A 19,047-nucleotide genomic window follows, 5' to 3' on the forward strand; every position below is an offset into this window, starting at 1 on the left:
GGGGTTGGGCGTGCGAGGGAGCGGGCCTCGTCGTCGGGCAGGGGCGATACCACCTTGGCGCGGTACCACGCTCACACGAGGAGGCCGTCCATGGCGAACATCGGCAAGGATGTCGACACGCTCAATTCCTTCCTTCGAGGGGAAATCTCCGCGGTGGAGACGTACCGCCAGGCGCTGGGGCACGTGTCGGATGACCGGCTCCGGGGCGCGCTGGAGGACTGTCAGCATGACCACGAGCACCGGGTGGAGGAGCTGAAGGACCGCATCCGGAAGATGGGTGGCGAGCCCGCGGAGGGCTCGGGCGTGTGGGGCGGCTTCGCGAAGCTCGTCCAGGGGGGCGCGGACCTGCTCGGAGAGAAGGCCGCCATCCAGGCGCTGGAGGAAGGGGAGGATCACGGCCTCAACGACTACCAGCGGGACCTGGACCAGGTGCACGGCGAGGCCCGGCGCTTCGTGCGCATGGAGCTGCTGCCCGCCCAGAAGCGGACCCACGAGCGGCTCAGCCGCCTGAAGCGCACCCTGCACTGACGCGGGGACGACCTGTCGCGTCGGGTACGCGGCCCCCTGGTGCCTCCCGCGCCGGGGGCGCTGGCGCCCGCACGCCTTCTCCGGCGCCAGGCGGCATTGAATCCGCCGGGCCGGGCGGCGTCGGGAGCCCGTACCCTCGCCGTCCCCGGCCTCGGGGGCCCCCTCCCGTCCGGACCTGTCCGCGCGGGGAGGGGGTCTGGAGGTTGTGGGTGCGACATGAGATACCAGGAGTCCGCCATTTGAGCTTCGGGAGGCGCGGTATGTGGCTGGACAGCGGTTCGTCGGGACGCGATTCGGGCTCCGGGCCGGACCGGCGCACGGACGACCGCGGCGCCGAGACCGCGACTCCCGGTGAGAGCGAGCCGTCGCCCACGCCGGCCACCCCCACCCCCGCCGTCATCGCCTCTCCGTTCGTGGACACGAGCCACGCGGGGGCGCTCGGCGTGGGCTGTGAGGCGCTGTTCCGCTCCACCGAGCAGGCGCTCCAGTGGGCATGGCGGCTGCTCCAGCTGACGAAGGGCGGCTCCGAGGCGGGAGCCCTGGTGGGGGCGGCCCGCACGTGCGCGCTCGACTTCCTCGACCGCGTCCCGCCGCACGTGCGCCGGAGCGTGGCGGAGCTTTTGGGCTACAGCAACCTGTGGCAGGCCGTCTGCACGCGGCTGGGCCGCCCCGTGGCCCGCTCCAACGAGGAGTTGCTGCGCGAGCTGGGCGAGGACCTCCAGTTGTTGCTGCGCGGCGCGCAGGCCCGGCTGGGCACCGCCGCCGCGCTGGAGCAGGGCCTGCTGGTCCACGTGGGGCGGCTGCGCGAGTCGCGCGGCAGCGAGCCGGGCGCGCCGCTGGAGCTGCGGGCCGTGCTGGACGCCTTCACCCACGCGGTGTCGGAGGTCATGGCCGCGGCCAGCGCCTACCGCCGCGCCTGGGAGTCCACGGAGGCCGAGCTGTCCGAGTGGGCCGCGTGGCTGGGCGCGGGCGACCCGGGCTTCTGCACGTGGCTGGCCGAGCACCTCTCCGACACCGTCTTCGCCTGGCGCCAGACGCACGCGTCCGTCCGGCTGCTGCGCGAGCTGGGCGCGCTGGCCGGACAGCCGTAGCTCCGGGTCGGCTCACGCCTCCACGAGGATGCGGTGGCGGTACAGCTCCAGCAGCACGTCCTCGGAGAGGTCCGCCTGCTTGTGCTCGCGCAGGTGGCGGCGCACGGCGTCCACGGGCTCGCGGCCGGTGAACTCCACCAGCAGGCCGTACGCCTCGCCGGGCAGGGCCAGGGCGTCGAAGTCGCTGTACGCGCCCAGGGCGACGCTGCCGTCCTGCATCCACTGCACGGTGGCGTCGGGGTTGAACTTGAGGGTGCGCGGCAGCTTCGGAGACACGGCGGTGTCGTGGAGCGTCTCCAGCGTCTTCAGCTCAATCGTGCCGTCCAGGCCGAGCAGCCGCTCCAGCCCGTCCGCGGGCAGCTCGCGCACCAGGCGGTAGCATTCACGGTAGTAGTCCGCCTCGAGGCCGACGTACCCCTTCCACAGCTCCGCGTAGGCCTTCGCGGGCGGCGCGGTGTCGTCCAGGTCCTCCACGCTCAGGGGCACGGCCTGGGTTTCCGCGCGGTCCTTCCCGGTGAGGACGTAGTCCGGCAGCAGCTGGAACGCGGCCCAGCGCGAGAGCTGGATTTCCGCCAGCGTGAGGTACGTCTTCATGGACATGTAGAACTTGCGGCCGTCGGCGCCCGCCACGTACTTGCAGAAGAAGGTGGAGCAGACGGCCTCGCGGTAGGGCCAGATGGTGCAGCCGCCGGTGTCCACGGCGAAGTAGGGGCAGCGCAGCGACGCGGCCCGGCCGAAGAACTGGTGTCCGTTCTTGTAGAGGAAGTGGAACTTCGCCGGTGGCCGCACCCACTGCGGCGTCACGCCGATGCGGCTGGCGAGCTTCTCCTCCATGCGGCGCCGGCCCTCGGACAGTTCCGGGCGCTCGTCGGAGAGCAGCGCGCCCACGAGGTAGTTGGGCAGGCGCGGCGAGTAGGTGCAGCACTTGGTGTCGGGCCGGAAGAAGCGGCTCACCCCGTCCACGGCGTCGACGGCGCCCGGCGCGTTCTCCTTGCACATGGCGCAGTGGGAGCAGGTGGCCTTCGTCTCGTCGGGGACGTCCTGGCGGAAGAATGCGGGGAGGAGGTCCCGGTAGAGCGCGGGGAGGGTGTCGAGGAGGCGGGGCATGGCGTGAGGGCTTTTTCGGTGGGGAAGGGTCAGCGCGCGGAGGGCTCGTCCCACCGGACGCGGTAGGTGCACGACTCGGAGTCATGGCGCTGCCTGGAGATGGTGAGGCCCTGCACGCCGATGCGGTGGAGGCCCTCCTCGAGGACGCCCTCGACGAAGCCCTCGGTGACCTCGGGCTCGTTGAACCAGAGCTCGGCGGAGGCGGGGCCCACGACGGTGAGGCGCGTCTCGGTGAAGTTGTTGCCGCTGCGGAAGTTGTGCGTCATCCGCGCCAGCGAGCGCATGGGCCCGAGCACCCGCGCCATGGCGAGCACGGCGGCGCCCATGAGCGTCTGGGCGTAGCCCTCAATCATGCGCCGGGCGAGCCGGCGGCGGGCCTCGTCGAGTGGCGCGTCCGGGTGGAGGGTGCTGCCCACCTCGTCGAGGCAGCGCACCCAGACGGCATGGGGGTAGGCCGCGAGCAGCGGCGCGTCCAGGTCCATGCCCAGCGCCTTGAGCCGCGCCCGCAGCTCCGGAGGCAGGTCCGCATCGAGCGTCCTGCGGTAGAGGCTGTCCACCGTGTTGCCGAAGATGACGCGCTCGTCGCTCATGGGGCGCGCATTCTTTCCAGAGCCCACCTCCCGAGGCCAGTCCCCCGCGTGTGTCCTGTCGGGTGGTTGGACAGGCGCTGGCGGCTGCTTCACCCCTTGTCCGGGGACGGGGGGGATGTCGGGGTGGTGTCGGAGGCGGGCGGCTGCGTTGGCTCGGCCGGCGGAGGTGCTTCAGCGGGAGGCTCGATGGGAGGCGGGGCATCTTCAGCGGGGGGCGGAGGGGCATGACCGACCACCTCGCCCTGGGGCGTGACGGCGTACTCGTACCAGCCATCGAGGACGCGTACGCTCGGGCCTCCGCACCTGTCGAAGCGCTGATCGACGAGTACGTAGTAGATGCCCGCGGTCGGTCCCGTGAAGACGGCGACGTCCAGTCCCTGCTCAGGGCTGGCACATCCCGAGAACAGGTTCGGATGGGGATTCTCCTTCACCATCGCCTTGACGGCCGCGGCCGCTGCGATTGCAGCTCCCGCCTCCGCGAACGGCACGATGTTCGTGCGCGTGCCGGCGTCCGGCCACTCGACGCGGCCCTTCCATGCAGTGGCGGGCGGGATACACCCTCCAAGCATTGCCGCGAGGGCCGTGCACACACACACCTTGAGCATCTCTTCCTCCTGGCCCGTTCCTGGATGGAGCGCCGTGCCTATTCGCTCAGCAGCCGCAGGGGTGGGTTGCATTGTGGCGCGCGGTCAGTCCTTTGGGGGACGCAATGGCTGAGCGTCACCCAGTCATCCTTGATGACACTCCATTGCTGTACTTCGCCCGTGGGAAAGTAGCGCAGGAAGACGCGCGCCCCGTCTTGTCGTTCCGCCACGAGGGCCGAGGTCATCTCGATGCCCTCGCCCTTGTAGACGGCTGGGGCAGGATTGCCGGGAATGAGGCGGACCTCGGCCATGGCGACATGGGGTTTGAACGTATCCGTCGGCCAGGCCCTGAGGTCCAGCGACGAGGGCGCGGCTCCACACGGATGGTTGTGAATGTACCCGACGACCCACACGCGGGCGGCAGGGTAGTCGTCGTCCTGAACCTCGAAGAATGGGCGGCAGGACTCGTGGTTTCCCCGGGAGGGCTCGGTCACCCGCCAGGACATCGCGTTCGCATCTCCAGCGACGTAGACCGTTGCGCAATACTCCGTGGACAGGCCCGCGATGGGGCGCTTCGTCATCGGGTCACACACCCGGGCTCCCGGGCGATTGAGGAGCGCGTCCGCCACGTCCCGCAGCAGGTGGATGGGAATGGAGGTGTCTCCTGTGGGCATTTCCACGGTGGGTACTTCCGCCCATGGCCCCCGCGCCACCCTGGCGTCCGGTGGGGTGGTGTTCGGGTGCGGCGAGCTGGCGCAGCCGAACCACAGAGCGCTCGACACCAGGAGGGACTGACGCATGCACTCCCCGAGCTTGCTTCCGTGTAAGGGCATCCCCGTATCCGTGACGGCGAGGTTCTCCACGCTAACAGGAATGCGGAGAGGCATCGGGCCCCGACTGGACACCGCCCCCGCGCGCATGCTCCCCTTTCGGGTGAGGCCGACCCTTCACCCCCTGAAGTCCCGAGGAGGCGCCGCCCCATGCGATTCTTCGAGGTGAACACCCAGGTTCCTCCGAGTGTCGACATGGGCGGCCAGCTGCCACTGCGTTTCATCTGGCGGCCGCTGCTCGGGGAGGTGGTCTACGCGGTCCTCCTCGGCACCTGGTTCTGTGTCATCCCCGCCGCGTACGTGCTGGACCAGGGGTTGTCATTCACCGCCATGCTGGAGAACTGGTGGTTCTCCATCGTGTTCCTCCTCGGTGGCCTGTTCAGCGTGGTCGGCACCCTGAACTGCATCGTGACGCGGCTGGAGGTGGAGGTGACGTCCTCGCAGGTCCGCCAGCTCGGCGGCGGGGTCCTGCGCGACAAGACGTGGGACGAGCCCCTGGCGCGCTACACCTCCCTGCGCGTCGAGCGCCGCCACCACCCGGACTGGATTGGCGCCAAGGACGAGTTCGGCATCCACCTGTGCCACGCCGAGGACGCCTCGCGCTCCGTCCTCCTGTACTGGGGCCGCAGCGAGCGCCGCTTCCAGGCGCGCCTGTCCCGCTACTCCGAATTGCTGGGCCTGGGCGTCCAGGGCGCACTGGCCGCGCGCCGCGCGACGGGCTGACGCACGTCCCCGGGGCTGCGTGGGGCTCCCCGCGCGTGGTAGGAGCGGCCCCGCCCGTGGCCCACCCGTCGACCGTTGACTCATGACCCCGACAGAAGCTGAACCCGGAGCCGGGCGAGCGCGCCGCGTCGCCGGTCTGCTCGGGTTGTCCCTCCCCTTCATCGTGTGGGGCGTGCTCGTCGTGGCGCCCATCTGGCTCCAGGCCGTGCACGGCTGCTTCTCCCACTACGACCTGGGCATCTACACCCAGGCGCTGGCGCGGCTGTCGCTCGACGACCCGAACCCGTGGCTCAGCGCGCGGCAGATTCGCATCTTCAATGACCACTTCGACCCGGTGCTGTGGCTGGCCCGGCCGCTGGTGGAGGTGCTGTCGCCCATGTGGGCCGCGCTCGTGGCGGAGGTCCTGTTCGTGCTGCTCGCCACGGCGCCGCTCCTGTGGCTCCACGCGCGCGGCCGGTTGGACCGCCTGTCCACGGCCCTGCTGTGCATGCTGCTGCTCCTGAGCCCGAGCAGCGTGGACGCGGTGATGTTCCCCGTCCACCCCACCACGTGGTCCATGCTGCCGTTCATCCTGCTGGGCCTCGCCTTCCACTTCCGGAAGAACGCGCTGCTGGTGGCGTCGCTGGTGCTGCTGTTCGCCTGCAAGGAGGAGTTCCCCTACGTGGGCATCATGCTCGCGGTGGCGCTGTGGCTGCGCGGGGAGCGGCGGCTGGCGGTGGGCGTGGCGCTGCTGGCGGTGGCGTGGCTCGGCTTCGTCTTCGGCGTGCGGCCCCGCTTCGGCCCCGTGATGGACTATGGCGAGCGGCTCCAGAAGGGCCTTCAGGCGGGGCTCGTCCCATTCCTCGCCGAGCGCTTCGCGCCGCGCCAGTTCTCGCGCGTGGGCACGCTGCTGCTGCTGTTCGTCCCCTTCGGCATCTGGGCCTGGCGCGAGCGCCTGAAGCCCGACTGGAAGTGGTTGCTGGTGCTGCTGCCCCTGCTCGGCATCCGCTTCCTGGGCATGGCGTGGCGCCACCAGTACGGCGCGCCCGTCATCGCCGCCCTGGTGGTGGCGCTGGTGCCGCTGTTGCTCTCTCGCCGCCTCCCCGCGTGGGTGCTGGGGGCGACGGGCCTGCTGCTGGTCACCACCAACGAATCCAACCTCCGCCAGCTGGTGCGCACGCTCGACTCACCGTCGACGTATCCCCCCATGTGCCCGGGAGACGAGGCCCGGCTGGCCAGCGTGGCGCACGCGGTGGACTTCCTCTCCAGGCACCCGGAGGGCCGGGCGCTGCTGGGGGGCAACCTCGTCACGCCGCTGGCCTCGCGCGACGAGGTGTACGCCGTGGGCGGGCCCCAGCCCAGGGGCGGGCTCGTCTACGACTGGGTGCTGGTGGAGGTGCCTCCGCGGGGCAACGTCCTGCCCGTGACTCCCGAGCACCTCGCGTCGCTCGTCGCCCGGTGGCGCGCCACGGAGGGCGCCGACATCGTCATCGACGACGGCCACGTCTTCCTCGCACGGGGCCGCTTCACCGACATGCCCTGACAGAGAAATCGTGAATTGACGCGACCGGACAGGTCTCCTGTCCGGTAGAGTCCGGAACCGATGCATTGGGTCATCCCCCGCTGACCCTCGCGGACGTGCGACATGGACGGTTCCGGCCCCCACCCCCTCCTGGCTGTGCCTCGTGACGAGGACGTCACCGCGCGGGTGCACGCGGCCATGGCGTACAAGTTCCCGCACTTCCACCCGGTGGCCCGCCAGGCGCTGTCCGCCCTGGTGCGGCTGTGCGGCGGCTTGCAGCGGCTGTTCCCCGCGCGGCGGGAGTCCGACGTGGTGCCGGCGCTGACGACGTGGGAGCGGTTTTTGTCCACCGAGCCCCGCTCGCGCCGCGCCATGGTGACGCTCCAGCCGCTGGGCGTGGACACCACTCGAGGCGCCTGGGCCGCGGCGCTGCTGGCCCGGCTGGCCCGCTGGCACCGGGACAGCCAGGGCCGGGGGCACAACCAGCCCACGCACGTCTGGGTGGCGGGGCTCGGCCGCGAGGGCTTCGACGCGCGCCAGCCCGCGTCCGACCGGAGCACGCTCACCGCCGCCGTCACCCACGAGGCAGGCGGCTTCCAGGTGCTGCGGCTGCCCCTGGACGACGCGGAGCTGACGCAGGAGGCGGTGGCCGCGCGGCTGGCACGGGCCCCCCTGTGTACGCTGGCGGAGGCGCGGCGCGCGGGCCTGCGTGCCCAGGTGCTGGTGGACCGCGCCTCGCGAGGCGGCAGTGCCTGGACGTCCCACCTGCTGGCCTCGGGCGCGTGGCTGGGGGCGCGGGTGGAGGAGACGACGGGCTCGCTGGAGCTGAGCTTCGACCACCTGGTGATGGACGGCACGGCCATGTTCGACGTGTCCCTCGCCCTCGCGTCGGCGCTGCCCCGGCGGGGGCCGGGTGCGGACCCGGGAGACTGGCTCACCGGCCCGGATGAGCCCACGCCGCTGCTGCGCGTGGAGTTGCCGGAGCGGCTCGACTTCCGCAACCTCTGCTGCGCCACGCTGGAGGCGCTGCGCCAGGCCGGGCCGGGCCGGGTGCCGGGTGACAACCCCACGCTGCTGGTGCCCGTGCTGCCGGACGCGCCGGCCTCGGTGGAGCGGGAGTGGCGGCGCATCCGCATCGCCGTGGTGCCGGCGCGCACGCGCGAGGGGCCGGTGACGCCGGAGCACGTGGCCGCGCTGCTGGCCCGGACGCGGCGGGAGGGAGGCATGCTGGAGGACGTCTTCTCCACGCTCTACTCGCCGTCGCTGCCCTGGTGGATGCCGTCGCTCACCACGCATGGCTTCGCGTACACCCCCGTGCTCCGGCAGGTCGCCACGGCGATGTGCGGCAACGCGCTCGTGTCCAAGCTGACGCTCGCGGTGGACGACGAGGCGGCGCTGGCGCGGCACCTGCCGCTGTACTTCAACACCATGCGGCCGCTCCCCGCGGTGGGGGGCGGCGTGGCCCTCTGCGTGACGGAGGTGCTGTGCGCGACGCCCTCGGGCGTGCGCAAGCGCTTCTTCGCCACGCTCGCGGGCAGCGGCCCCTTCAACTCGCGTGAGCGGCTCACCGCCTTCCGGGCCGCGCTCGCGCTGGAGGCGGCCCGTCGGGCACGACCCGCGGCCCCGGCCCTCCCTTGAACCCTTCCGGTCTCCCGACGCACGAGTCCACCATGCTCTCCCCGTACGACGCCGGACGCATCCGCCCGCGCACCCACCTCAAGTTCCCCTTCGACGCGAGCTTCCCCCGCCAGTGGCACCACCACGGCCTGGGCTCCACGCACCTGTGGAACGGGCTCAACATGCTCTTCCCCCAGGGCGAGCGCTTCTTCGTCCGCAGCGTCAACCACTACCTGGGCCGCCTGGAGGACGCGCCGGAGCTGCGCGCCCAGGTGAAGGCGTTCTTCGCCCAGGAGGGCAAACACGCCCGCGAGCACCAGGCGTACATCGAGCTGCTGGAGTCACAGGGCTACAAGCTCTCCGGCTACATGGCGGCGTACCAGCGCATCGTCTGGGGCTTCATCGACCCGCATTTCCCGCCCCCGCTGCGCCTGGCCATGACGGCCGCGCTGGAGCACTACACCGCCGTCATGAGCGAGCAGACGCTGACGCTGGGCGTGTTCGCGGACGGCCACCCCGCGATGCGGCAGCTCATCGAGTGGCATGCGGCGGAGGAAATCGAGCACAAGTCCGTGGCCTTCGACGTGCTGCGGAAGGTGGCCCCGGGCTACGCGCTGCGCGTGGCGGGGCTGTTCATGGGCACGATGGCCCTCTTCGGCCTGTGGTTCGCCGCCTCGGTGACGTTGCTGCGGCAGGAGCCCGGGCTGGGCTGGGGCGGCGTGCTGCGCGAGCTGTGGCGGGGACACCAGAAGGACCCGGTGCTCGTGCGCGTGTTGTGGAAGGGGCTGAAGCAGTACCTGCGCCCGTCCTTCCACCCGCTGCAGGACGACAACCTGCACCTGGCGCGGGCCCACCTGTCGCGCTTCGACGCGCCCGGGGCGGAGGCGGCGTAGGGCCCGGCGGCCGGGACGGCGTGCAGGCGGGCCCCGTGGGAACGCCGGGACGCTGGCGCGGGTTGGGATGCCCTACGATGCGCTGTGTGACTCGGGCCCTCCTTGCCTCCGTGCTGCTTCTGGCCGTGGGCCTCTCGCCGCGCGCGGAGGCCTTCTCCGTGGAGGACCACCGCGCGCTCACCGAGGCCGCGCTCGACGCGGCCGTCGCGCAGGGCAGCGGCGCGGGGCTCGCGGAGCACCGGACCTGGGTCCTGCACGGGGCCACCGCGGAGGACCTCAACCTCCACGTGAAGTGGACAGGCTGGCACCACTTCTACCGGCCGGAGGGGCCGCTGCACTCGGCGCTGCGCCAGGGCTCGGACGCGCGCGTGCGGGCCCTGTGGGACGAGGCGCTGGAGGCCGCGCGCCATGGAGACATGGCGCGTGCGTGGGACCGGGCGGGACACCTGGCGCACCACATCGAGGACATGGCGTCCCCGCCGCACGTGGTGCCGGTGATGCACGGGCTCGGGGATGGCTTCGAGGACCATGGGCTCGGCGCCGCGCTGGCGCGGATGGCCCCGCGCCAGGTGGCGCCGCTCTCCGGCGTCGAGGCGCACGTGGCCCTCGCGCGCGAGACGCTGGAGGCCGTGCGCTCGCAGTCCCTGACGGCCCGGGATGGCACGGTGATTCCGTGGAGCGCCTTCTGGTCCGAGCCGGACTCGCGGAGCCCGGGGACGTTCGGCGTCTATGGCGCGGTGGGCAATGCCTTCGGCCGCAAGGAGGTCCGCTGGCGGGGCCGCGTGCGCCAGGTGGACGCCGCCACCACCGAGGCCTTCGTGGAGGCCCGGGCCGCCGCGGCGGTGGCGTACGCGCGGGCCTTCCTCGAGTGGGCGGCGGCGCGGTTCGAGGAGGCGTCCGCCCCGGACGCGCCGGGCCTGTCGCTGCTCGGCTTCCGGCCCCCGCCCGAGCTGTCGCTGCAGGCGCTGGGGGGCGTCTCCCGCGACGCTCGCGGCACGGCGCCCGTCGCGGGCCTTCGCGCCTCGCTCCCGCTGCCCCATGCGCTGACGCTGTCGGTGGACTGGATGCACGGGCTTGCGGGCGGAGCGCGGCCCCGCCCCTCCGGCGGCTGGACGCTGGCGGTACAGTCGCCTCCGCTGTGGGCGTGGCGGCCGGGGTACTCGCTCGGCGTGGACCTGCGGGCCACCGTGGGCGTGGGGCTGCTCTCCTGGGAGGGCGGCTCGCGGCTCGGCGTGCCGGTGGGGCTGCGGGCCCACATGTCCCTCGGCGGGCCCTTCGTCGCCAGCACCGAGGTGCTCTACCAGGGCCTGCGTCCCCCCGGCGCGGCCTGGGGGCATGGCGTCACCTGGACGGTGGGCCTCGGGATGGCGCTGGGGGACAGGTAGGGGGAAGGCCCGCGGCGCCGGGAATGGAATTTCCGGCGCACGGTTCCCTGCCTGCTCCCCCCGAGCGCTTCCAAGTCCCCCTGGAGCCGCCACACATGACCTCGTCTCGCAGGAAGTTCCTGCAGTACTCCCTCGCGGGCGCGTCCCTGCTCGCGCTCGGCCCCGAGGCCCTGGCCGCGCCCGGTAGCAAGGGCGCTGCCCCGAAGAAGGGCGCGAAGAAGAAGATCCTCATCCTCGGAGGCACCGGCTTCCTGGGCCCCGCCGTGGTGCAGGCGGCGCAGGCGCGCGGGCACTCGCTGACGCTGTTCAACCGCGGCAAGACGCGCCCGGAGCTCTTCCCCAACGTGGAGAAGCTGCGCGGAGACAGAGACCCGAACAAGGACGAGGGACTCAAGGCGCTCAAGGGCCGCAAGTTCGACGCGGTGGTGGACACGTCCGGCTACTACCCGCGCATGGTCAAGGCGTCCGCGGAGCTGCTCGCGCCCAACGTGAAGCAATACATCTTCATCTCCAGCGTCTCCGCGTACGCCAGCGACAAGACGCCCCACGAGGACGAGAGCGGCCCCACCGCGACGATGGCCGACCCCACGCTGGAGACGATGGGCAAGGAGTACGAGTACTACGGCGCCCTCAAGCGACTGTGCGAGGAGGCCGCCGAGGCCGCGCTGCCGGGCCGCGTCGCCAATGTCCGGCCGGGCTACATCGTCGGCCCCGAGGACCGCTCGGACCGCTTCACGTACTGGCCGGTGCGCTTCGACAAGGGCGGGGAGATGCTCGCGCCGGGCACGCCGAACGACCCGCTGCAAATCATCGACGTGAGGGACCTGGCCGAGTGGCTGGTGCTGCTCATCGAGGGCAACACCCACGGCGTCTTCAACGCCGTGGGCCCGGGACATGCGTGGACGATGGGCGCCATGCTCGACACGTGCCGCAAGGTGTCCGGCAAGGACACGAAGGTGACGTGGGTGCCCGCGGACTGGCTGGAGAAGCAGGGTGAGACGGGCGACATGCGCCTGCCCATCTACATGCCGCCGACGGGCAACAGCGCGGGCACGCACCTGCGCAGCAACGCGAAGGCCGTGAAGACGGGCCTCAAGTTCCGCCCGGTGGACGTCACCGTCCGCGACACGCTGGCGTACTTCAAGGGCCTGCCCGAGGAGCGCCGGGCCAAGATGCGCGCGGGGCTGCCTCCGGAGCGTGAGGCGGAATTGCTCGCGCTGTGGGCCAAGGCGAAGGACGGGAAGGCGGCTCCGGCCACGCCCGCCACGCCGCCGGCTCCGGCGGCTTCCGGCGGCAAGGGCGGGTAGGGCGCGTCGCGAGCAGGACGGGCGGGCCCCCGGTCATGGGAATGGCGGGGGCCTGCTCACGGCGCTTTCCCGGACTGTCGCGTGCGCCGTGCAGGCGCCGACGTGCGGGGGGCTCCCACCGTGACGCCTGTCCGTCCGTGCAGCGGGCGACCCCGGGGCAACTCTTCCCTCACCACCCCGACGCACGGTGATAAGGACGCCCCGGCTGTTACCCAGAGCCACTCCCATTCCCATGTCCAGCATGCACATCCTGCGTGGGGCTCCGGCCCTCTCTGAATTCCGGCTCGCCAAGCTCCTCGCCCGGTGCCGCGAGCAGGTGCCCTCCGTGTCGTCCGTCTACGCGGAGTTCGTGCACTTCATCGACGCCCCGGCCGCCTTCTCCGAGGGAGAGCAGGCCACCCTCGGCCGCCTCCTCGAGTACGGCCCCCGCGTGGCCGCCGGCGAGCGCAAGGGCAGCCTGCTGCTGGTGGTGCCGCGCCCGGGCACCATCTCCCCCTGGTCCTCCAAGGCCACCGACATCGCCCACAACTGCGGCCTGGGCGACAAGGTCCGCCGCATGGAGCGCGGCACCGCGTTCTACGTCGCCGGCCCCGACGGGCGTGCGCTCCAGCCCGAGGAGCTGTCCCGCCTGTCGCCGGTGCTGCACGACCGGATGACGCAGGCGGTGATGGGCCGCCTGGAGGACGCCGCCGTCCTCTTCGAGGCGCACACGCCCCGGCCCCTCACCACCGTGGACGTGCTCGGCGGTGGGCGCGCGGCGCTGGCAAACGCCAATCGCGAGCTGGGCCTCGCGCTGGCCGACGACGAAATCGACTACCTGGTGGCGCGCTTCGGCGAGCTGAAGCGCAACCCCACCGATGTCGAGCTGATGATGTTCGCGCAGGCCAACAGCGAGCACTGCCGGCACAAGATCTTCAACGCGTCGTGGAGCATCGACGGGAAGCCGCAGGAGCGCTCGCTCTTCCAGGCCATCAAGAACACCTACGCCCTCAACAAGGAGGGCGTGCTCTCCGCGTACAAGGACAACGCGGCCGTCATCGAGGGCTTCGAGGTGGACCGCTTCTTCCCCCACCCGGAGACGGGGGAGTGGGGCGCGGTGCGCGAGCCGGCCCACATCATGATCAAGGTGGAGACGCACAACCACCCGACGGCGATTTCTCCGTACCCGGGCGCCGCCACCGGCGCGGGCGGGGAGATTCGCGACGAGGGCGCCACCGGCCGCGGCGCGAAGCCGAAGGCGGGCCTCACCGGCTTCACCGTCAGCCACCTGCGCATCCCCGGCTTCGAGCGCCCGTGGGAGCAGCCCTACGGCAAGCCGGACCGCATCGTCTCCGCGCTGGACATCATGATTGACGGCCCGCTCGGCGGCGCCGCCTTCAACAACGAGTTCGGCCGTCCCAACCTCGCCGGCTACTTCCGCAGCTTCGAGGCGCAGGTGCCCACGCCGCAGGGCGTGGAGGTGAAGGGCTACCACAAGCCCATCATGATTGCCGGCGGCCTGGGCAACATCCGCGCGCCGCACGTGCAGAAGGGCCGCCTCCAGCCGGGGGACAAGCTCATCGTCCTGGGCGGGCCGGCCATGCTCATCGGCCTGGGCGGCGGCGCCGCGTCCTCCATGGCGCAGGGCGCGAGCGCGGCGGACCTCGACTTCGCCTCCGTGCAGCGGGACAACGCGGAGATGGAGCGGCGCTGCCAGGAGGTCATCGACCGCTGCTGGGCCATGGGCGACACCAACCCCATCCGCTCCATCCACGACGTGGGCGCGGGCGGCCTGTCCAACGCGGTGCCGGAGCTGGCCCACGACAACGACCTGGGCGGCCGCCTGGAGCTGCGCAACGTGCCCAACGCCGAGCCCGGCATGGCCCCGGTGGAGATCTGGTGCAACGAGGCGCAGGAGCGCTACGTGCTCGGCGTGGCCCCGGAGGACCTGGCCCGCTTCGCCGCCCTGTGCGAGCGCGAGCGCGCCCCCTTCGCGGTGCTGGGTGACGCCACCGGTGAGCAGGTGCTGAAGCTCGGGGACTCGCAGCTGGGCGCCGCGCCCATCGACCTGCCCATGGACGTGCTGTTCGGCAAGCCGCCGCGCATGCACCGCGACGTGACGTCCCGCCCACTGGCGCTGCCGCCGCTGAAGCTGGACGTGTCACTGAAGGACCTGTCCGAGCGCGTGCTGGGCCACCCGACGGTGGCGGACAAGAGCTTCCTCATCACCATTGGCGACCGCACGGTGTCCGGCCACGTCGCCCGGGACCAGATGGTGGGCCCGTGGCAGGTGCCGGTGGCGGACTGCGCCGTGACGCTGTCCACCGTGACGAGCACCACGGGCGAGGCCATGTCCATGGGCGAGCGCACGCCGCTCGCCATCGTCAACGCGGCGGCCTCCGCGCGCATGGCCGTGGGCGAGGCCATCACCAACATCGCCGCCGCGCGCATCGACAAGCTGTCCGACGTGAAGCTCTCCGCCAACTGGATGGCGGCGGCGGGCAGCCCCGGCGAGGACGCCAACCTCTTCGCCGCCGTGCAGGCCGTGGGCATGGAGCTGTGCCCGGCCCTGGGGCTCACCATCCCCGTGGGCAAGGACTCCATGTCCATGCGCACCGTCTGGGAGGAGGACGGCGCGCGCAAGGCGGTGACGGCGCCGGTGTCGCTCATCATCTCCGCCTTCGCCCCGGTGCTGGACGTGCGCCAGTCGCTCACGCCGCAGCTGGTGGACGTGGAGCAGGACACGCGGCTGGTGTTCCTGGACCTGGCGCGCGGCAGGCAGCGGCTGGGCGGCTCGGTGGCGGCGCACGTCTACAACCAGGTGGGCCCCGAGTGCCCCGACGTGGAGGACGCGGCGCTGCTGAAGGGCTTCTTCGCGGCGGTGCAGGCGCTCAACGCGGAAGGCCGGCTGCTGGCCTACCACGACCGCTCCGACGGCGGCCTGTGGGCCACGCTGTGCGAGATGGCCTTCGCGGGCCACTGCGGCCTGGACGTGGACCTGTCCGCGCTGGGCGGCGACGCGGTGGCGGCCCTCTTCAACGAGGAGCTGGGCGCGGTGGTGCAGGTCCGCACCGCCGACATGGCGCGCGTGCGCGAGGTGCTGGGGCAGCACGGCCTGGCGGCGCACTGCCATGAGGTGGGCCGGCCCACGGCGGCGCTGGAGGTGCGGGTGCGCCACGGCGACGCGCGGCTGGCGGAGGGCACCATGGCCCTGCGCCGGACGTGGTCCCGCGTCAGCTACGAGATGCAGCTGCTGCGAGACAACCCCGTCTGCGCGGAGCAGGAGTACGCCGCGAAGTGCGACCCGGCGGACCCGGGCCTCTCGCCGAAGCTGGGCTTCGACCCGGCGCAGGACGTGGCGGCGCCGTTCATCGCGAAGGGCGCGAGGCCTCGCGTGGCGGTGCTGCGCGAGCAGGGCGTCAACAGCCAGCAGGAGATGGCGGCGGCCTTCACCCGCGCCGGCTTCTCGGCGGTGGACGTCCACATGAGCGACATCCTCGCCGGGCGGGTGTCGCTGAAGGACTTCCAGGGCATCATGGCCTGCGGCGGCTTCTCCTACGGAGACGTCATGGGCGCGGGCGGCGGGTGGGCCAAGTCCATCCTGTTCAACCCGCGGGCGCGCGACGCGTTCGCGGAGTTCTTCGCGCGGCCGGACAGCTTCGGCCTGGGCGCGTGCAACGGCTGCCAGATGATGTCCCAGCTCAAGGACATGATTCCGGGCGCCGAGCACTTCCCCCGCTTCGTGCGCAACGCCTCGGAGCAGTTCGAGGCGCGCCTGGTGATGGTGGAGGTGGCGGACACGCCGTCCCTTTTCTACCGGGGCATGGTTGGCAGCCGGATGCTCATCGTCTCCTCGCACGGCGAGGGCCGCGCGGAGTTCCCCAGCGACGCGGAGGCCGCGCGCGTCAACGGGCTGGGCTTCGTCACCACGCGCTACGTGGACAACCACGGCAGGGTGACGGCGACGTACCCGGCGAATCCCAACGGCTCGCCCCACGGCATCGCCGGGCTCACCACCCGCGACGGGCGCTTCTCCATCACCATGCCGCACCCCGAGCGCGTGCACCGCTCCGTGCAGCACTCGTGGCGGCCGCGCGAGTGGGGCGACGACGGGCCGTGGATGCGCATGTTCCGCAACGCCCGCGCCTGGCTGGGCTGAGCTTCGTCAGGCCCCGGGGGCCCTGCCCATGGCGGAGCAGGGCACCTCGGTGGTCGCGGGTCCGCGCGGCTACGCCTTCACCAGCTCCAGCGGCTGGCCTTCCGGCACGTGCTTCATGGCCACGGAGTTCATGCAGTAGCGCAGCCCCGTGGGCGGCGGGCCGTCCGGGAAGACGTGGCCCAGGTGGCCGTCGCACCGCGCGCAGCGGACCTCGGTGCGCACCATGCCGTACGAGCGGTCCTGTATCTCCGTCACCGAGTCCGCGGTCAGCGGCTGGGTGAAGGACGGCCACCCGGTGCCGGACTCGAACTTGGTGCCCGCCTTGAACAGCGGGTTGCCGCAGCCGGCGCACACGTACGTGCCAGGCGTCTTCGTCCCCAGGAAGCAGCCCGAGCCCGGGCGCTCCGTGCCGTGACGGCGCAGGACGTCGTACTCCTCCGGGTTGAGGCGCTTGCGCCACTCGTCGTCGCTGAGGATGAGCTTGTCCGCCATGCCGTCATGCTCCTTTTCGGGGCCCGGGGAAGGGCCGGGGAAATACTCAGATGCGCATCCTGCCCCGCCGTCGCGCCTGGAGGGCAGCCAGGAGTGCGGCGCGTTGTCCACTGGCTCGCTCCGCGTCCATGCCCCGGCCGCCGTCCAGCGGGGACTCCCGAGGGCACCCAGCCTAGGGACGAGGGACATCTCGCGGAGGAGGCACCACCGATGCGGATTGGCGAGTTGATGACCAAGAACCTGGAGACCATCGAGGCGGGCGAGCCCGTGCGCACCGCGGCCCTGAGGATGCGGACCTGCAACATCGGCTCCCTCCCCGTCGTGGAGGGCGGGCAGCTCGTGGGCATGCTGACGGACCGGGACATCACCGTCCGCTCTTCCGCGCTCGGCCAGGACCCGAACACCACCCCCGTGCGCGAGGTGATGACGTCCATCGTCATCACCTGCGACGCGGACGCGACGCTCGACGTGGCGGAGCAGTTGATGGAGGACAAGATGGTGCGCCGCCTCGTCGTGGTGGACGCGGAGCGGAGGCCGGTGGGCATCCTGAGCCTGGATGACCTGGCCACCGTCCCCGAGGAGGTGCTGCATGCCGGTGAGGTGCTGGAGCGCCTCCACCAGGCCTGACGCTCACTTCCGCCCGCCTGCCTTCCGCGCGGGCGGGCGCGGCGCGTCCACCTCCAGCCCGGGCAGCTCCTGCTGAGTCGCAAGACGCGCTCGGAGCTTGCGGGGGGCAGGGCGCTTCGCCGTCGTCTTCCCGGGGGCACAGGTGGGGAGCAACTCCTCGCCCTCCACCGCCGCCCAGCCTTCCTGGATGAGCTGCGCGAAGTCCGGGCCGGTGGCGGTGGCCTCCAGCCGGCGGGCCTGCCGGTCCAGCTCGCGAATCGCGGAGAGCTTCTCGTCGTTGCCCAGCTTCGCCGTGTCCACCGCGCCGCGCAGTACGCGCAGCGTGTCTTCGTACACGTCGAGCTTCACGGGGTAGGGGTGCCGGTCCTTGCCGCCCTGCGCGAAGGAGAAGCGCGCCGGGTCGCTGAAGCGGTAGGGCGCCCCGTGGATGACCTCCGCCACGTGCGCCAGCGCCGCCACCGTGCGCGCGCCCACGCCCGGGGTGAGCAGCAGCTCCGGGAAGTCCTTCGGCCCCTGCTCGGCCGCGGCGGCCAGCGTGCCGTGGATGCGGCGCAGGAGGATGTCGCTGGGGCTCACCGCGTGGCCCATGGGCATCTGCAGGTGCGGGAGCGGCGCCTCGCGCAGCCTGCGCAGCGTGTCCACCACCACCGCCGGCCCGTCCGCCGCGAGCATGACTTGCGCCTCGCGCGAGGGGGCGGCGCGGGGGTCCGTGAGGTTGACGATGATGCCCTGCGCCGGCCCGTCGATGGCCGTGTGCGGGGCGTCCACGAAGCTGGTGAGTCCCTCGGAGAGCCAGTGGTAGCGGCGCGCCTGCTGGGACTCCACGTTCATGCCCTGCTGCACCACCGTCCACTTGCCGTCCGCCGCGGCGATGAAGCCGTGGAGATAGATTTCGAAGCCGTCCTGCACCGCCGCGCTGTCCACCTTCGCGGTGAGGCGGCTGGCGCGCACCAGCGTGCCGGCGTCCAGGCCGCGCCGCAGGCCCAGCGCCTCCAGCTCCGTCGGCGTGTGCCGCGACTGCGCACCCTTGCCCCCGCACACGTACAGGCCCAGCTCGTCCTCCACCGGGCCCAGGCCCTTCTTCAGCGCGCCGAGCACCGAGGTGGTGATGCCGGAGGAGTGCCAGTCCATCCCCATGACGGCGCCCAGCGCCTGGAACCAGAAGGGGTGGGAGAGCCGCCGGAGCACCTCGTCCCGGCCGTAGTGCAGGACGATGGCCTCCACGATGACGCGGCTCAGCCGGGCCATGCGCGTGTGGAGCCAGTCCGGCACCCTGCCGGAGTGCAGTGGCAGCAGCGCGCTTCCCGTGCGGTCCATGCCCGTACTCCTAACCCCCTTCCGGGCCCTTCGCCGCGAGGGGCAGGGGACCTGCCGGGAGGGCAGCCGGACAGGCCACCCGTGACGTCTGTCGCGGGGCGGGCCCGACAGCGGACCCGCGACCACTGGCGAACGGCAGGCCGATGGGGCCAGAATGCGCGTTCGCCATCTTCCGGTGTGCGCGGCCCCGCACCCTGTTGCGTCGTGCCGTCCAGGGACCGCGCCCGGGCTGCACGCCTCTTCCTCCTGGGGGTTGTCATGCGCGTCCCTCTTCTGACAGTGCTTCTTCAATCAAATGTGTTGCGAGCCGTGTTCTC

The 19,047-nt window shown here is 72.1% G+C and carries 16 protein-coding genes; 10 read left to right on the forward strand and 6 right to left on the reverse strand.

All coding sequences use genetic code 11. The features are described 5' to 3' along the window. The first annotated feature begins 90 nt into the window (after nucleotides 1-90). Both ACX9TP_RS13305 and ACX9TP_RS13310 read left to right on the forward strand, forming a co-directional pair. Nucleotides 91-528, forward strand: coding sequence for a DUF2383 domain-containing protein (locus tag ACX9TP_RS13305; protein ID WP_482980090.1), 438 nt, complete (start codon nucleotides 91-93; stop codon nucleotides 526-528). Nucleotides 529-788: 260 nt separating this feature from the next. Beyond that, on the forward strand, nucleotides 789-1,619 hold the full coding sequence (locus tag ACX9TP_RS13310; protein ID WP_482980091.1) for a hypothetical protein: 831 nt from the start codon (nucleotides 789-791) through the stop codon (nucleotides 1,617-1,619). A gap of 12 nt (nucleotides 1,620-1,631) precedes the next feature. On the opposite strand, the gene ACX9TP_RS13315 is transcribed toward ACX9TP_RS13310, so the two are convergent. The 4 genes from ACX9TP_RS13315 to ACX9TP_RS13330 form a co-directional block, all read right to left on the reverse strand. Then, nucleotides 1,632-2,726: a hypothetical protein gene (locus tag ACX9TP_RS13315; protein ID WP_482980092.1), complete on the reverse strand. Its 1,095-nt coding sequence runs from the start codon at nucleotides 2,724-2,726 to the stop codon at nucleotides 1,632-1,634. 29 nt (nucleotides 2,727-2,755) lie between these two features. Further along, on the reverse strand, nucleotides 2,756-3,316 hold the full coding sequence (locus tag ACX9TP_RS13320) for a DUF2378 family protein (RefSeq protein WP_482980093.1): 561 nt from the start codon (nucleotides 3,314-3,316) through the stop codon (nucleotides 2,756-2,758). Between the two features lie 89 nt (nucleotides 3,317-3,405). Then, entirely contained in the window at nucleotides 3,406-3,921 is a 516-nt protein-coding gene (locus tag ACX9TP_RS13325) for a hypothetical protein (RefSeq protein WP_482980094.1), read from the reverse strand. Nucleotides 3,922-3,959: 38 nt separating this feature from the next. Further along, nucleotides 3,960-4,700 carry a hypothetical protein gene (locus tag ACX9TP_RS13330; protein ID WP_482980095.1) on the reverse strand — a complete coding sequence of 247 codons (741 nt, stop codon included), beginning with the start codon at nucleotides 4,698-4,700 and terminating at the stop codon, nucleotides 3,960-3,962. Nucleotides 4,701-4,880: 180 nt separating this feature from the next. On the opposite strand from ACX9TP_RS13330, the gene ACX9TP_RS13335 reads away from it, so the two are divergent. The 7 genes from ACX9TP_RS13335 (at nucleotide 4,881) to purL (ending at nucleotide 16,294) form a co-directional block, all read left to right on the forward strand. Continuing rightward, nucleotides 4,881-5,453, forward strand: a complete 573-nt coding sequence (locus ACX9TP_RS13335; protein WP_482980096.1) for a hypothetical protein — start codon at nucleotides 4,881-4,883, stop codon at nucleotides 5,451-5,453. 145 nt (nucleotides 5,454-5,598) lie between these two features. Next, on the forward strand, nucleotides 5,599-6,975 hold the full coding sequence (locus ACX9TP_RS13340) for a DUF2079 domain-containing protein (RefSeq protein ID WP_482980097.1): 1,377 nt from the start codon (nucleotides 5,599-5,601) through the stop codon (nucleotides 6,973-6,975). Nucleotides 6,976-7,077: 102 nt separating this feature from the next. Next, nucleotides 7,078-8,592: a hypothetical protein gene (locus ACX9TP_RS13345; RefSeq protein WP_482980098.1), complete on the forward strand. Its 1,515-nt coding sequence runs from the start codon at nucleotides 7,078-7,080 to the stop codon at nucleotides 8,590-8,592. Nucleotides 8,593-8,624: 32 nt separating this feature from the next. Beyond that, nucleotides 8,625-9,464 carry a metal-dependent hydrolase gene (locus tag ACX9TP_RS13350; protein WP_482980099.1) on the forward strand — a complete coding sequence of 280 codons (840 nt, stop codon included), beginning with the start codon at nucleotides 8,625-8,627 and terminating at the stop codon, nucleotides 9,462-9,464. An 86-nt stretch (nucleotides 9,465-9,550) separates the two neighbouring features. Further along, nucleotides 9,551-10,849, forward strand: a complete 1,299-nt coding sequence (locus ACX9TP_RS13355; protein WP_482980100.1) for a phospholipase C/P1 nuclease family protein — start codon at nucleotides 9,551-9,553, stop codon at nucleotides 10,847-10,849. Nucleotides 10,850-10,944: 95 nt separating this feature from the next. Continuing rightward, complete coding sequence (locus ACX9TP_RS13360; protein ID WP_482980101.1) at nucleotides 10,945-12,156, forward strand: NAD-dependent epimerase/dehydratase family protein; 1,212 nt, start codon at nucleotides 10,945-10,947, stop codon at nucleotides 12,154-12,156. 232 nt (nucleotides 12,157-12,388) lie between these two features. Next, nucleotides 12,389-16,294 (forward strand): phosphoribosylformylglycinamidine synthase, encoded by a 3,906-nt coding sequence (gene purL, locus ACX9TP_RS13365; RefSeq protein ID WP_482980102.1) that lies wholly within the window; start codon nucleotides 12,389-12,391, stop codon nucleotides 16,292-16,294. Between the two features lie 69 nt (nucleotides 16,295-16,363). Here purL and msrB read toward each other — a convergent pair whose 3' ends face one another. Then, entirely contained in the window at nucleotides 16,364-16,786 is a 423-nt protein-coding gene (gene msrB / locus ACX9TP_RS13370; RefSeq protein WP_482980103.1) for a peptide-methionine (R)-S-oxide reductase MsrB, read from the reverse strand. Between the two features lie 210 nt (nucleotides 16,787-16,996). On the opposite strand from msrB, the gene ACX9TP_RS13375 reads away from it, so the two are divergent. Then, the gene (locus tag ACX9TP_RS13375; RefSeq protein ID WP_482980104.1) at nucleotides 16,997-17,413 is read left to right on the forward strand and encodes a CBS domain-containing protein; all 417 of its coding nucleotides are present in this window, start codon (nucleotides 16,997-16,999) and stop codon (nucleotides 17,411-17,413) included. A 3-nt stretch (nucleotides 17,414-17,416) separates the two neighbouring features. Here ACX9TP_RS13375 and ACX9TP_RS13380 read toward each other — a convergent pair whose 3' ends face one another. Beyond that, on the reverse strand, nucleotides 17,417-18,730 hold the full coding sequence (locus tag ACX9TP_RS13380) for a DUF763 domain-containing protein (RefSeq protein ID WP_482980105.1): 1,314 nt from the start codon (nucleotides 18,728-18,730) through the stop codon (nucleotides 17,417-17,419). Nucleotides 18,731-19,047 lie beyond the last annotated feature (317 nt).

This window comes from Pyxidicoccus sp. M15 (assembly GCF_056858435.1).